The following is a 14,922-nucleotide window of genomic DNA, read 5'->3' on the forward strand; positions in this document are numbered from 1 at the left end:
CGAGCAGCAGGCCGCCAATCTGGAAGAAACCGCCGCCTCGATGGAGGAACTGACCTCCACCGTGCGCCAGAACGCCGAGCACGCCCGTCAGGCCAACCAGCTCGCCATCGGCGCGCATGGCGTCGCCAGCCAGGGCGGCAATGTGGTCGGTCAGGTGGTCACCACCATGAGCGCGATTGAAGCCTCGTCGAAGAAGATCGGCGACATCATCAGCGTCATCGACGGCATCGCCTTCCAGACCAACATTCTGGCCCTGAACGCTGCGGTGGAAGCTGCGCGTGCCGGTGAGCAGGGCCGCGGCTTCGCGGTGGTTGCCTCGGAAGTCCGCACCCTCGCCCAGCGCTCGGCGGCTGCGGCCAAGGAGATCAAGGGCCTGATCGACGACTCGGTTGGCAAAGTCGGCGAAGGCTCGGTATTGGTGCAGCAGGCTGGCGCCACCATGGGCGAAATCGTGACCTCGGTGCAGCGCGTGACCGACATCATGGCCGAGATCTCGGCGGCCTCGCAGGAACAGAGCGCCGGTATCGACCAGGTCAACCAGACCGTCATGCAGATGGACGAGACCACCCAGCAGAACGCCGCGCTGGTGGAAGAAGCCACCGCCGCCGCACGCTCCATGGAAGACCAGGCCAACCAGCTCAGCGAAGCGGTTGCGGTGTTCCGTACCGATGCCGGGCAGGCCGTTGTCGCGCAGCCGCAGCAGGCCAAGGCTGCATTCGCTCCCGCAGCCCCTGCCCCGGCACGTCGTCTGCGTGCGGTCGCCCCGGCGCAACGCGGCAATGCCGCAGTGCGCGTCGACAACGACGGCGACTGGCAGGAATTCTGATCGCCAGCTGCACGCGTATGAACGACGCCCCTGAATAGGGGCGTCGTCATTTCAGCTCAAGAAAACGCTCCAGCTCGGCCTGCAGATGCCGATGTACTGACAAACCCCTACCTACCAGGCCAGCAGTAACCCATGTCTTTGCCCACTAATTTCCTCACCCGCAGTATTGCAATGCGCTTGATGCTGGGAACGGCATTGGTCGCGACCTTCGCATTCGGCCTCACCGCACTGTTCATCTATCTACGCAGCAGCGATGCACTGCTGTCGGCCTCGCGGGTCAGCCTTGAAAACATCGCCCAGCTCGAGGCCCAGCGCATCTCTACCGAGCTCGGCCACGGCTTTGAAGCCAATGACACCTTGTCGCGCAGCTTCCTGGCACTACGCCAGCAGGGCGGCTTCAGCCGCCTGAGCGCCGCACAGGTGCTGCATTCGCAGGCATTGAACAATCCGCAATGGGTCGGTGTCGGCACTTTGTGGGAGCCGCAGGCCTTCGACGGCGACGATGCCAACCATATCGACGCCGATGGCCACGACGCCAGCGGCCGCTTCATGAGCTACTGGGCCTGGCAGGACGGCGCACCGGTGCAGGAACCGCTGCGCGGCTACGACGTACCTGGAGACGGCGACTGGTACCTGCAGCCGGCCGCCAACAAGAAGCCCTCCGTGCTGGAACCCTATAGCTACGAGATTGGCGGCAAGAAGATCCTGATGACCACGCTGGCAACACCGATCGTGCAGGACGGTCAATTCCTGGGCGTGGTCACCGTGGATTTCGCCCTGCAGTCGCTGCAGGACCGTCTGTCCAAAATGCGCCCGATGGAGGAAGGCTATGTGCGCCTGCTGTCGCCGGCCGGCACCATCATCGCTGATCGTGATCCGGCCATGGTGGGCACCAAAGCCGACGACGCAGACACCCGCGCGATGCTGGCCAACACCGCCAACGGCAAGATCAGTTTCGAGCAGCATCACGATGCCGCCCTCGATCAGGACATGGTGGAAACCTATGTGCCGCTGAAGATAGGCAATGCCGAGCAGACCTTTGCCTTCGGCGTGGTAGTTCCGCGTGCCCTGCTGATGCAGCAGGCACGTGCCCTGCTGTGGACCATCATCGTGGTCGGCATCGTTGCCGCCCTGTTGCTGTGTGGCGCACTGTTCCTGCTGCTGCGCAGGTTTGTTTTCAAACCGCTGAACGAGGCAGTCAAGCTGTCCGACAACATCGCCGCCGGCAAACTCGACAACACAGTCAGCGTGCAACGCGATGATGAGCTTGGCGCCCTGCTCAGCTCCATGCAGCGTATGCAGTCGCAGCTGCAATCGGTGATCGGTGCCCAGCGCCAGATGGCCAAGCAACACGATGCCGGCACCATCAGCTATCGCATGGACGAGATCGCCTTCCCCGGCGACTACGGGGTGATGGTCAAGGAAAGCAACGCACTCGTCGCCTCGCACATCCAGACGTTGCTGTCGGCACTGGATGTCATCAAGCGCTATTCCAATGGCGATCTGTCCCTCGACATCGAACGCCTGCCCGGCGAGAAGGCCGTCATCACCGAGACGGTTGATGCAGTCAAGGCCAGCCTGTCGGCGATCAACAGCGAGATCAAGCGTCTGGCCGGTGCTGCCGCACAGGGCGACTTCTCGGTACGTGGCGATGCCAATGCCTACCAGCATGATTTCCGCGACATGGTCAGCAGCCTCAACCAGTTGATGGAAACCACCGACGGCAACCTGTCCGAGCTCTCGCAGCTGCTGCAGGCCATCGCCCGTGGCGACCTGACCGCGAAGATGCAGGGTGACTTCCACGGCGTGTTCGCCAACATGCGCGACGACGCCAACGCTACCGTCAGCCAGCTGACCGAGATCATCGGCCGCATCCAACACGCCGCCTCCAGCATCAACCTGGCCGCCACCGAAATCGCCACCGGCAACAGCGACCTGTCACGCCGTACCGAGCAGCAGGCCGCCAATCTGGAAGAAACCGCCGCCTCGATGGAGGAACTGACCTCCACCGTGCGCCAGAACGCCGAGCACGCCCGTCAGGCCAACCAGCTCGCCATCGGGGCGCATGGCGTCGCCAGCCAGGGCGGCAATGTGGTCGGTCAGGTGGTCACCACCATGAGCGCGATTGAAGCCTCGTCGAAGAAGATTGCCGACATCATCAGCGTCATTGACGGTATCGCTTTCCAGACCAATATCCTGGCGCTGAACGCGGCGGTAGAAGCCGCCCGTGCCGGTGAGCAGGGCCGCGGCTTCGCGGTGGTTGCCTCGGAAGTACGCACCCTCGCCCAGCGCTCGGCGGCTGCGGCCAAGGAGATCAAGGGCCTGATCGACGATTCGGTCGGCAAGGTCGGCGAAGGCTCGGTGCTGGTGCAGCAGGCTGGCGCCACCATGGACGAAATTGTCACTTCGGTGCAGCGCGTGACCGACATCATGGCCGAGATCTCGGCGGCCTCGCAGGAACAGAGCGCCGGCATCGACCAGGTCAATCAGACCGTCATGCAGATGGACGAAACCACCCAGCAGAACGCCGCGCTGGTGGAAGAAGCCACTGCCGCCGCGCGCTCCATGGAAGACCAGGCCAACCAGCTGACCGAGGCCGTGGCGGTATTCCGCATCGCCGCTGACAACACCGACAAGCCCGCGGCCAAGGCGCCGGCTGCTGCCGTCGCGCAGCACCGACAACAGCGTCTGCGCACGGTCGCCAGTAGCGGGCGTAGTGGCCAGGCAATGCGGAAGATGGATGTCGGAGACTGGCAGGAGTTCTGATCCAACCAAGCCAGTTGAAAGCCCCCGCCAGCAATGCCGGGGGCTTTTCTTTTCTTTTCTGTCAGCCCGCCGGACGAGATTCCAGATTCGAACAGGACACCGCGATTGATCGTAAGAGAGTTACTGAAATTCCGTGAAACAGTGAATAGACGCACATTCCTCACTTCGGTGCCGTCACCTAATTTTCCTGATGTCTTTGAACAGCTAAGTAATGTGATGTTGACGCTGAACATTGTGCTGAATTCTTCAGAATTCAGAGCAGATAGAACCCTACAGCGCAGTCAGATAACGCCGTTATCGGCTATGACAACGCCCGCATAGGCTTGCGGCGTGGACACTACGCTGTGCAAAGGACGGTTGAATAGCGACCCGCGCAGCGCCCAAATCTGCAGTCGATCCGGAGAGTCAGAGATGGAGTTCTTTCGCAACCTCAGCATCGCCAGAAAACTCGCACTTGCTTTCACCCTGACCACGCTGACCACGCTCGCCATGGGCGGCTTTGCCGTGCAGCGCCTGCACCAGGCCACCGCCCAGCTCGACCAGGTCAGCGCCCGCTACATGCCGGCCGTGCAGTATCTCGAGCGGATACGCGCGGATCTGGCCGAGATCCGCATCGCCGAGTTGTCCCAGCTTTCCCATCTCAGCGAACCGGCCTTTGTTGCCGAGTACAACCAGCGCATCATCGAGCAGCGGCAGAAGCTGGCAGAGCACCGCAAACAGTACGAAGCACTGCCCGCCGACAGCACCCAACAGGGCCTGTACGCCGAGTTGAGCAAGACCCTGGAGGCCTACTTCAGTGCCCACGCGTTGATGGAGAAGGCAATCAACGAGGGCCAGTTCGAACTTGCGCAGAACATCTCCAACGATCAATCACGCGTCAGCCGCCGCGACCTGTTTGACGCCGTCGAGAAGCTCAGCGCTCACGTTGCCAGCGTACTGGACAAGGAAGTGGCCGAAGCCAACGCTGCACAGACACGCAGCACTACTGCCATCATCGTCTGCATGCTGCTGCTTGGCCTGTTGTCCGTCGCCTTTGGCGTGGTGATCGTGCGCGCCATCGTGCGTCCGGTGAACGATGCACTGCGCGCCGCTGACGATGTTGCCAATGGTCGCTTGGACAGCAACATCGACAGCAGCCGCAAGGACGAAGTTGGTGCACTGCTTGCTTCGATGCAGCGCGTGCAGAACCAGCTGAAAGCCGTTATCGGTGCGCAGATCGAGATGGCCCGCGAACACGACCAGGGCGCGATCAGCTTCCGCATCGACGAAGCCCGCTTCCCCGGCGAATACGGGCGCATGGTGCGCGAAGTCAACACCTTGGTTGCTCAGCACATTGGCGTAAAGATGCGGGTGGTTGAAGTAATGCGTCATTACGCCCGCGGTGACCTGTCGGTGGACATGGACCGTCTACCGGGCGAGAAAGCTGCCATCACCCAGGCTATGGACAACACCAAAACCAGCCTTTCGGCGATCAACAACGAGATCAAGCGGCTGGCCCATGCAGCTGCAGCCGGTGACTTCAGCCAACGCGGCAATGCAGATCAGTTCGAGCATGATTTCCGCGACATGGTCGGTGGCGTCAACTCCTTGATGGAAACCACCGAGGACAATCTTGGGCACTTGTCGCGGCTGCTGCAGGCAGTTGCCCAGGGCGATCTGACCCAGCGCATGGAAGGCGATTTCCAAGGGGTTTTTGCCCGCATGCGGGATGATGGCAATGCCACCATGGACCAGCTGACCAGCATTGTCTCGCGCATCCAGTCGGCCAGCGGCAGTATCAGCCTGTCGGCCAGCGAAATCGCAACCGGCAACGACGATCTGTCACGCCGCACCGAGCAACAGGCAGCAAATCTGGAAGAAACCGCTGCATCGATGGAGGAACTCACCTCCACTGTCCGTCAGAACGCCGAGCATGCCCGTCAGGCTGATCAACTGGCGCGCGGTGCCGCCGAGGTCGCAGCACAGGGCGGCAACGTGGTCGGCAAGGTAGTGACCACCATGAGCGCGATCGAGGCCTCGTCGAAGAAGATCGCCGACATCATCAGCGTCATCGACGGCATCGCCTTCCAGACCAATATCCTCGCGCTCAACGCGGCGGTGGAAGCGGCACGTGCTGGCGACCAGGGCCGCGGCTTTGCGGTGGTTGCCTCGGAAGTGCGTACGCTTGCGCAGCGTTCGGCGGCAGCGGCCAAGGAGATCAAGGGTTTGATCGACACTTCGGTCGACAAGGTAGCCGAGGGCTCGCAACTGGTACGCAACGCTGGCAGCACCATGGACGAGATTGTTGCCTCGGTGCAGCGCGTCACCACCATCATGGCCGACATCTCCTCTGCCTCGCAGGAGCAGTCCACCGGTATCGACCAGGTCAACCAGACCGTCATGCAGATGGACGAAAGCACCCAGCAGAATGCGGCGCTGGTCGAAGAAGCCACCGCCGCCGCTCGCTCGATGGAAGACCAGGCGCATCAGCTCACCGATGCAGTGGCACAGTTCCGTCTGGCTGGCTCGGTAAGTGCATCGCTGGCCAAGGTTGCCGCCAGCCCGGACGCGGCACCGCCGCGTGGTCGTCCTGCGCTGCGAGCGATCCCGAAACCGGCCAGTCGGGCATCGGTTGCCAGCACGGATGACTGGCAGGAGTTCTAAACAAGCGATAGCGCTGGCGGGCAGGACCTCTCCGTCCTGCCTGCCATCGTCGGGCGTGCTGGCGCTACGCTACGCATTGTTGACACTCTACGGCAGCGGGCTTACCCACACTTCAGGCAGACGCACTGGGTCGCCCAGCAAGTCATCGCTCCGCTAAACACCGTGCTTCAGCCAGCGACGTACTCGCGCTCTGCGACGTCCGCCCCCAGCACTGACACACCCGGGAACACACCCGCCGGGTCATAACGCTGGCGCAGCCGTTGTAGTCGCCACCAGCTTTCCTCGGAGTAGCATCGGGCTACCTCCTGCGAGCGTGTCTCAAGGTCAAACTCATTGACGTAGCTACCGGTCGCAAACCTCGCCAGCTGGTCGTATACGCCACGCAGCCAATCCCGGTTCAACTCGTCCTCGTCGTCTAGGTTCCACTGCGCATAGGTAGAGACCGACATCCGCCCATGCAACGAGTACGCAGCGTCGCCATAGCTGTGTTCCGGTCGCATGATCACCAGCGAGAACGTCCTGGGCGAAGGCCGGGCGCGCATGCCCGAAAGCAGCGCTTCAGCGACCTGCTCCACCGCATTGGTCATGATGTTGTCAGCCCGGTAGCGCTTGCTGACCATCGCCTGCTCGGTCTGCCGATAGATGGGTTCGAAGCTGTCCAGCACCTGTTCGCCAAACTCCCCCACCCACGGATCCACATCCCCGCGCAATGCCTCATGCAGCGCGGTGGCCTGCGTGATGTCCTCGCAGAAGACGCTGGCACTCAAGGCTGCAGGCAATCCCTCCGCGCCACCGAGCGCCAACATGATCTGCATACGCGGATCGTCGCGACGTGTGCACAGTGCCCGCAGCACATGCTTGAGGTTGACCGCGTCCACTGGATAGCTGCGGGCCATCATCATGGTCGGCTTGGGCCACACCTTCAGATGGAAACGAACCACGGCGAAGAACAGGCAGGGACCTCCACCACGCGCCGCCCACAGCAATTCAGCATTCTCGTTCTCGCTTGCATGCAGCAATCGCCCGTCTGCAGTCACTACATCCACCGCAATCACATTGAAGGCGCTCATTCCACCCCAAGCATCGCAGTTGATGCCCAGCCCACCGCCGAGCAGGAAGCCCGCCAAACCCACTTTGCCGCCATGGCCGGTTGGGAATGCCAGTCCATGGGGTGCCAAGGCTTTAGATAGCGCGGCGCTGGTTACGCCCGGCCCAACCGTTACCCGCCGCTGCTGCACATCCACCTCTATCGCGTTCAGCGCCGACAGGTCCAGCAATACGCCGCCACGGTGGAAGAAACTACCGGCATAGCTATGCCCGGATCCCTTCAAGGCAACCCGTAGCCGATGCAGCCGCGCGAAATTGACACTCCTGACTACATCGTCGACGGATGCGGCGCGGACGATGTACTCGGGATAGCGCTCGAAGTCGCGCTTGTTCCATCCGGTGCTGTAGTACCAGCTCGCGTACTCGGCGTGATGGCGCGACCTGACCTTTCCCTCCAGCGCCTGTGAGAACGCACGAAAGTCGTCGGGCAGCATTTTCGGGTGCAACGGGTCCATGTCGGTTCTCCTGGATTGGCCAGATGGATGCGAATCAGCCAGCCACTGTGCTGGTCGCGGCGTATAACGGTAGGGGTTGCAGCCCGAGACGGGTCTTGATGCGTGCATTCAAGCGGCCGGCTTCGATAGTGCGGACTCCAGCGCCCAAAGCCCATTCATAGGCAAACGCGAAACTCACCGTATAGGGGCTGTAGTCGGTCAGGTCGTAACGCATGCCCGCCGACCATATGCACATCAGCGGCTGCTCGACGAAGCAGATCAGCCCGCCCACCACCTTGCCCTTGTCCTCGATCAGCACCAGTCGCACCAGGTCGTCACAGGTCCGCACGAACTGCGCCAATGCCTGCGCCGGAAAATACTGCGGCGTGCCATTGCGCGCGGTGGTCTGCTGGCACAGCTCGGCCAGCTGCTCCAGACGATGATCGAACGGTGGAGCGTGCAGCCCGACCTGGGCGTCGGCGATGGCGAACTTGCGCAGCTGTCGAGTCATTTCATAGCGGCCATCCTTTGGCAGGGCTTTCAGCACTGCGTCAAAGCCATCGAAGCGGGTCATGTCCATGAAATACCTGTCGACCAGGTAACGTACGTCCAATCCCTGCCCGGCCAACTGCTGCCGGGCCTGCTCGCGCGCCACGTTCAGAACCCCAACATAATGCGCATCCAGCGAATGGGCCAAGTCCTTCAAGGCCAGTACCAGTGCATCCTCGACATCCGCGCCTGGGAGGGCGATCACCTCGCTGTCGAAACAATGCATGACGTGACTGAACAACGCGCTCTGACCACGACCGCCTTCAATACCCGCCATCCGCGCCAGCAGCCCGAACGGATCCACCGTCCGTACCGATTGCAGATAGGCGGGCAGAAACCCCACCAGACGCCCTTCCGCTCTGGCCAGCAGGTAGTACGTGCCCTGGATGGACAGCAATGGCGAGCGTTCGGCTGCGCACAGGAAGCGCCAGTCATAGAAGAAAGAAGCCTGGCTTGCCCGATGAAACGCTCGGTACTCAGCCTGGTCCAACGCATCGATGGAAAGCCGCACTTCCACTTCAATGGACATTGCCCGACCCTCAGGATCGCCCAGTACCCCGGAGCCGGAGCCGGGACAGGAACAGGAAGATGGCGCGTGGACGGCGACTTCGCCGTCGCCGCAGAACACCCGCTAGCGGCTATCGTCGCTAGCGCTTGCGACAGGCAATGATTGCTGCATGTGGCTCATCCACGTAGGCCCGCAATGCAGGCGGAACGTCCGGCAGATCGTTGTCCTCGGCGAGCGTTGGATTGGACCATCGGATCGCATCCGCGCCAGCCTTGCGCAGCGATGCTTCAATCGCCTGTCGTGACCAGTACCAGGCATGCACACTGGCGTCGTACTGGCGATAGCGCAGATCCAGGCGCAGGCGTCCGCCCTCGGCATAAGGTTCTTCGCTGTCATCTGGCGTCAGCATGAAACCGCAACCTTGGTAATAAGTGGGCGCCGGCGCGTATAGCGGATGTATCGGCAAGGCAATCAAGCGCCCGCCGCTGCGCAGCGGTGCCAGCATCTGCGCCGTCATCTGATCCAGCTCGTCCAGCGTCGTCGCATAGGGCAGCACATAGACTGCCAACACCACATCGAACGCAGCGCTACCAGCCTCGCCCTGACTGGAGTGGAAACTGATGTCCAGCCCATCGCGCTGGGCGCAACGACGCGCATAGTCGAGCATGCCTTCGGCAAGGTCGTAGCCGACCACTCTGCGTGCACCTGCACGTTTCAACAGACGCGAGTAGTAGCCGCTGCCGCAACCAAACTCCAGAACATCCAGACCTTCCAGTGGGCCCAGCGCAGCAAACACGCTGGGCGTCTCGATGTACCTGCGGAAGGGCCATGTCGCCATGTCCTCGTAGAGCGCTCCCAACTGATCGAACTGATCTGCTGCTTCCCTGCTCATTTGCTGTTCCCTATTTATGAGGGTACTGCGGTGGAAGAAGTCGCAGATGCTCAGGGATCGCAATATGTAGAACAGTGCTCGATTTCACAAATTATCGATATTTCACACAACTCTCTCAAAGATGAAACCTGCGTTCAGCCGCCATCAAGCTGATCTAGTAGTGTCATTTCGATTATCCGCAAGCCGCTTACGTCGCAACGGCCAAGCGCCGTGCCACCGTCGGCAAATGCCCCGACGCGTGGCAGAACTCGTAACAGTCCGCCTAAAGATGCTAAAAAGGCGGCCGTTATCACACTTTGAAGCGCAGTGATCAGCGCTGCGCCGATCATCGACCCAACCGTAACCGTGTCCATGCCCGACCAAGAATCGCCCGCACCGACGCCTTCCCCGCACGCCGGCAATCTCTATGCCGACGACCGCTACATGGTGCGCAACCCGCATCAAGTGCGGCACCTGTTGCAGGCCATGATCGATCAACGCTCGATGATCAATGTGCACCCGGACGGGCGTGACCAGGCCTTCCCGTCAGCGGTATTGGACGTGGACATGCACCACCTGGTGCTCGATGCCAGCCCGGTACCCTCGATCAACCGCTCGGTCGAGACCGCAAGCGACCTGCTCTGCTTCGGCCAGGTCGACAAGGTTACGGTGCGCTTCCAGCTGGAAGGCCATCGCCGTATCGAGCGCGACGGCCATGTCGCCTTTGAGGTGCCGCTGCCGGAGGAGGTCTATCACCTGCAGCGGCGCGAGTTCTACCGCCTGGAAACCCCGGTCGGCGATTCGCCATATTGCGTCTTGCCAGACCCGGACGGCGGTGAAGCCAGCCGCTGGCGGGTACTGGACATCAGCGCCGGTGGCATTGCGCTGCTGCTGCCCCCCGACCAGAACCTGCTCAAGCTGCAGAGCCGCTACAGTTGCGTGTTGGAGATCCCCGAAAGCGCCCCGATCTCAACCCCGCTGGTGGTCTGCAACCTGCGCCAACAGAAGCAACCCAATGGCACGGAGATGACCCGCATCGGGCTGCGTTTCGATGACCTGCCACGCGGTGCGGACAACAGCATCCAGCGCTACATCTTCCGCATCGATCGTCTACGCAAGGCACGTAGCAACGGCGATTGAGTTGCCCGCCCCTCGCAGGCATTCGGATTTGAACTTTGCACGATGGCATTGACGCCGTCCAAAGCCGCGCAGCAGGCGCCCAGCATCTGCAGGCATGATCCAGGCCCCGGCAGGGCCGTGTCGCATGCCGATATGACAGAAAACCGGCACACTGAAACATGATGACGCGCACACTTCATGCGCCACACCAGATCACAGCGGAGCTTTCCCCGTCGGCCTCCTAAAGTCCCCACCCGCAACGCCGATACCGGTGCATCAGCCGCACCACACCGGCAGCCCGCCAGGACCAGGATCCGCCATGAATGACTCCCGCAGCACGTCCGCCGATACCACCGGTGGCGAGTACCTCAGCTTCACTCTCGGCAACGAGCACTACGGCGTGGATATCCTCAAAGTGCAGGAAATCCGCGGCTATGACGCCGTCACCCGCGTCCCCGATGCCCCCGACTACATCAAGGGTGTCATCAACCTGCGCGGCACCATCGTGCCTGTCATCGATCTGCGCCTGAAGCTGCGCCTGGATGAGGCCCGCTACGACGCCTTCACTGTGATGATCGTGCTCAACGTCGAGGACCGCGTTGTCGGCATCGTCGTGGACAGCGTTTCCGACGTGATCCCCCTCAGTGCCGAGCAGATCCGCCCGACACCGGAATTCGGCGCTGCCGTCGATACCCGCTTCATTTCCGGCATCGGCACCCAGGACGATCGCATGCTGATCCTGCTGGACATCGAGACCCTGCTCGACACCGCCGACCTCGGCCAATCGAGCGCTGCCGAAGAAGCGGCCTAAGCGAGCGTTTCGCTAAGCCGATCACAGTTTCACGCATGCGGCTCAAGGGAGGCATTTGCAGGCCGATAGCCATTGCATGCCCGTCCTCCCCGACCGGCCCTACTATCCCTTCCCGGAGTTTCCGATGTACAAGCATGTACTTCCGCTGTTCGCTGCCACCGTGCTGGCAACCGTTGCGTTTGACGCAGTTGCCGATGCCGAGATGATCCCGCCGGAGACCGCCGCGCGTTTCGCCGGCAAGGACGGCATGGTCTGCGGCAAGGTTGAAAAGGCCCGCTACGCCGAAGGCTCCGAAGGCCAGCCGACCTTCCTGCACATGGGCGGCATGTTCCCGCGCCACACCTTCTCGGCACGTATCGCCGGCAGCAACCGCAGCAAGTTCGGTTTTCCGCTGGAAACCCTGGAAGGCAAGACGGTCTGCGTGATCGGCAAGATCCAGCGCGACGCATCGCGCGCCGAAATCGAAGTGGCATCGCCGGCCAATCTGAAGCTGGCAAACATCAAGTAATCCGCCTTTCGTCACGCCGGCTCAGCCGGCGTGCCACCCCGCGCCTATGACATGGCGGGGCCTGTTCCCGGAGATCGCGCAAGATGCAGTGGATCAACTCGCTGAAACTGAAGCCGAAGCTGATGCTGACTTTCGGCGTCGTGCTGTTCGTCATGTTGTTGCAGGGCATCGTCGCGTATCGCGGCCTGCACTCACTGAACAACGCCACCACCGACCTCGCTGAGAAACGTACGCCCAGCCTCCGTACCACCGGTGAGTTGAGCGGCATGGTCAGCGAGTACCGCAACGCGTCCTATCAGAGTTTGATCCGCGCCAGCGATGACGTAAAAGCCGACGCCAAGACGCGCGCAACTGAACTGCGCATGCAGATCGATACCACCATCGCCGCGTATCCAAAGCTGATCGACAGTCCGGAACAGAAGAAACTCTTCGACACGTTTGTAGCCGACTGGAGCAAGACGGCGGCCTCGTACGACGCGGTCAGCGAGATGCTGGCGCTGGACCTGCCGGATGACGCCATCGATACCTTCGTCGGCGAAACCCGAAACCTGCACCGCAAGGCCTATGCGGCCCTGCAGGCGCTTGCTGCAAACGACAATACCCGCGCCCAGGCAGCCGCCAAACAGGCTGCGGAAACCTATCGCGCGTCAGCCCTGCTGATCATCATCGCAGTGCTGGTCGGCGGTGCCGCCGGCCTGGCACTGATCTGGTTGTTCGCCCGCTCACTGGTCAACGCAATGCGTGGCGCCGTGGATGTGGCCAATGAAGTTGCGAGCGGCAAGCTGGACGGCACCATCGACCTGTCCCGCGCCGACGAGGTAGGCGACCTGTTGCGTGCCATGCAGCGCATGCAGCGCGATCTGCGTGAGCGTATCGAACGCGAGCAAGTCATCGCCAACGAGAACCTGCGCATCCGTACCGCGCTGGATTATTCGTCAACCGGCGTGTTCCTGACCAACAACGATCTGGAGATCGTTTACGCCAACCGTGCCCTGCTCGACAAGCTCACTGAGCATCACGAGCAGATCAGCGGCGCGCTCAGTCAGTTCGACGCCAGCAAGCCGTTGATCGGCCAGCCGGTGACCGTGCTTGAACATCGCGGCGAAGTGGATGGCAAGGTTCTGGACGCATTGGACAAGACCGGTGTATTCAAGCGCGAAATGCGCTTTGGCGAGGCCGAGTTCGCGCAGACCATCTCAGTCATCCGCGACGACAACAATGTGCGGGTCGGCCACGTTGTCGAGTGGCGCGATCGCAGCACCGAAGCCCAGGTTGAGAAGGAAGTGGCCCGCATCATCGAGGCCGCCGCAGCAGGCGATCTCAGCGGTCGTATCGGCACCGCAGACAAGGATGGCTTCTTCCTGCAGTTGGCCAGCCAGATCAACGGCCTGCTGGACGCCAACGCCAGCAGCCTGGAACAGATCTCCGCCCTGCTGTCGGGCCTGTCCCGCGGCGACCTGACCGTACGCATGCACGGCGAGTACCAGGGCGTGTTCGCCACCATGCGTGACGACGCCAATGCCACCGCCGAGCAGCTGACCGGCATTGTCGGTCGCATAAAGCAATCATCGGTGTCGATCAACTCGGCCGCTACCGAAATTGCCGCTGGCAACAACGATCTGTCGCGTCGCACCGAACAGCAAGCTGCCAATCTGGAAGAAACGGCCGCCTCGATGGAGGAATTGACCTCCACCGTGCGCCAGAACGCAGAATCGGCACGCCAAGCCAACCAGCTCGCCATCGGCGCCGCATCGGTGGCCTCGCAGGGCGGTGATGTGGTCAGCCAGGTGGTGACCACCATGACCCAGATCGAGCAGTCCTCGCGCAAGATCGCCGAGATCATCTCGGTCATCGACGGCATCGCCTTCCAGACCAATATCCTGGCCTTGAATGCTGCGGTGGAAGCCGCACGTGCCGGCGAACAGGGCCGCGGCTTTGCCGTGGTTGCATCGGAAGTTCGTACGCTGGCACAGCGTTCGGCTGGCGCGGCAAAGGAGATCAAGGGCCTGATCGACGACTCGGTCGGCAAGGTCGCCGATGGTTCGGCACTGGTCCGCAAGGCCGGCACTACCATGGGCGAGATCGTCGCCTCGGTGCAGCGCGTGACAGACATCATGGCCGAGATCTCGGCGGCCTCGCAGGAACAGTCTGCGGGCATCGAGCAGGTCAACCAGACCATCGTGCAGATGGACGAAACCACCCAGCAGAACGCCGCACTGGTGGAAGAAGCCACCGCCTCCGCCCGCTCGATGGAAGAGCAGGCAGCGCAGCTTGCCAACGTGGTGTCGGTATTCCAGCTTGAAGAAGCCGCCACCGAGACCAGCAGCCCCAAGGCCCTGCGGGAAGCGGCAACCCGCCCTGCCAGCCAGGCTCCGGCACCCGCACCGCGTCGTCGTACCGCCAACCGTACCGCAGTTGCCGAGCTGGCCGATTCGGACTGGCAGGAGTTCTAAGCGATATCGTCAACGGCCTCGGCAGCAACGCCGTCCGCCTGAGCCATTGAGCAACCCCTAATCCGATGCCAGACCTCTGGCATCGGATTTTTTTTGCCCTTGTGGGAGCGGCGTAAGCCGCGAAGCAGGGAGATCACCAGATGGCACGGCTGGTAATCGTTCATGCACCGCCAGCTTCGCGGCTTACGCCGCTCCTACAGTGACAGCAAGCAGCAATCCGTATCACCACCGCAGTCGGGTGAACAGTTCCACGTCGCGTGTCTGGCCTCCCGCTTCAAAACACTCAACTCATGCCCCATGCGGCCGATAACCCGGTAACCCCTCACG

The 14,922-nt window shown here is 62.1% G+C and carries 10 protein-coding genes; 7 read left to right on the top strand and 3 right to left on the bottom strand.

Annotation, left to right across the window (positions count from 1 at the left end):
- The 3 genes from ACVOK8_RS00865 to ACVOK8_RS00875 form a co-directional block, all read left to right on the top strand.
- Nucleotides 1–826: methyl-accepting chemotaxis protein (locus ACVOK8_RS00865; protein WP_481565149.1), on the top strand; the 826-nt coding region annotated here is incomplete at its 5' end.
- Nucleotides 827–958: 132 nt separating this feature from the next.
- Nucleotides 959–3,592, top strand: coding sequence for a methyl-accepting chemotaxis protein (locus ACVOK8_RS00870; protein ID WP_481565150.1), 2,634 nt, complete (start codon nucleotides 959–961; stop codon nucleotides 3,590–3,592).
- A gap of 411 nt (nucleotides 3,593–4,003) precedes the next feature.
- On the top strand, nucleotides 4,004–6,235 hold the full coding sequence (locus ACVOK8_RS00875; protein ID WP_481565151.1) for a methyl-accepting chemotaxis protein: 2,232 nt from the start codon (nucleotides 4,004–4,006) through the stop codon (nucleotides 6,233–6,235).
- Nucleotides 6,236–6,402: 167 nt separating this feature from the next.
- On the opposite strand, the gene ACVOK8_RS00880 is transcribed toward ACVOK8_RS00875, so the two are convergent.
- The 3 genes from ACVOK8_RS00880 to ACVOK8_RS00890 form a co-directional block, all read right to left on the bottom strand.
- Nucleotides 6,403–7,797, bottom strand: coding sequence for an FAD-binding oxidoreductase (locus ACVOK8_RS00880; protein WP_481565152.1), 1,395 nt, complete (start codon nucleotides 7,795–7,797; stop codon nucleotides 6,403–6,405).
- A 34-nt stretch (nucleotides 7,798–7,831) separates the two neighbouring features.
- Nucleotides 7,832–8,854 (bottom strand): GNAT family N-acetyltransferase, encoded by a 1,023-nt coding sequence (locus ACVOK8_RS00885; protein WP_481565153.1) that lies wholly within the window; start codon nucleotides 8,852–8,854, stop codon nucleotides 7,832–7,834.
- Nucleotides 8,855–8,972: 118 nt separating this feature from the next.
- Nucleotides 8,973–9,725, bottom strand: coding sequence for a class I SAM-dependent methyltransferase (locus tag ACVOK8_RS00890; protein WP_481565154.1), 753 nt, complete (start codon nucleotides 9,723–9,725; stop codon nucleotides 8,973–8,975).
- A 351-nt stretch (nucleotides 9,726–10,076) separates the two neighbouring features.
- On the opposite strand from ACVOK8_RS00890, the gene ACVOK8_RS00895 reads away from it, so the two are divergent.
- From ACVOK8_RS00895 to ACVOK8_RS00910, 4 genes are all read left to right on the top strand, one after another.
- Nucleotides 10,077–10,844 carry a flagellar brake protein gene (locus tag ACVOK8_RS00895; protein ID WP_481565155.1) on the top strand — a complete coding sequence of 256 codons (768 nt, stop codon included), beginning with the start codon at nucleotides 10,077–10,079 and terminating at the stop codon, nucleotides 10,842–10,844.
- Nucleotides 10,845–11,142: 298 nt separating this feature from the next.
- Nucleotides 11,143–11,634 carry a chemotaxis protein CheW gene (locus tag ACVOK8_RS00900; protein ID WP_481565156.1) on the top strand — a complete coding sequence of 164 codons (492 nt, stop codon included), beginning with the start codon at nucleotides 11,143–11,145 and terminating at the stop codon, nucleotides 11,632–11,634.
- A gap of 124 nt (nucleotides 11,635–11,758) precedes the next feature.
- Nucleotides 11,759–12,142, top strand: a complete 384-nt coding sequence (locus ACVOK8_RS00905; RefSeq protein ID WP_405051672.1) for a hypothetical protein — start codon at nucleotides 11,759–11,761, stop codon at nucleotides 12,140–12,142.
- Between the two features lie 83 nt (nucleotides 12,143–12,225).
- Nucleotides 12,226–14,595 (top strand): methyl-accepting chemotaxis protein, encoded by a 2,370-nt coding sequence (locus ACVOK8_RS00910; protein WP_481565157.1) that lies wholly within the window; start codon nucleotides 12,226–12,228, stop codon nucleotides 14,593–14,595.
- The last annotated feature ends 327 nt before the right edge of the window (nucleotides 14,596–14,922 follow it).

The organism is Stenotrophomonas sp. STEN083, from assembly GCF_056759195.1.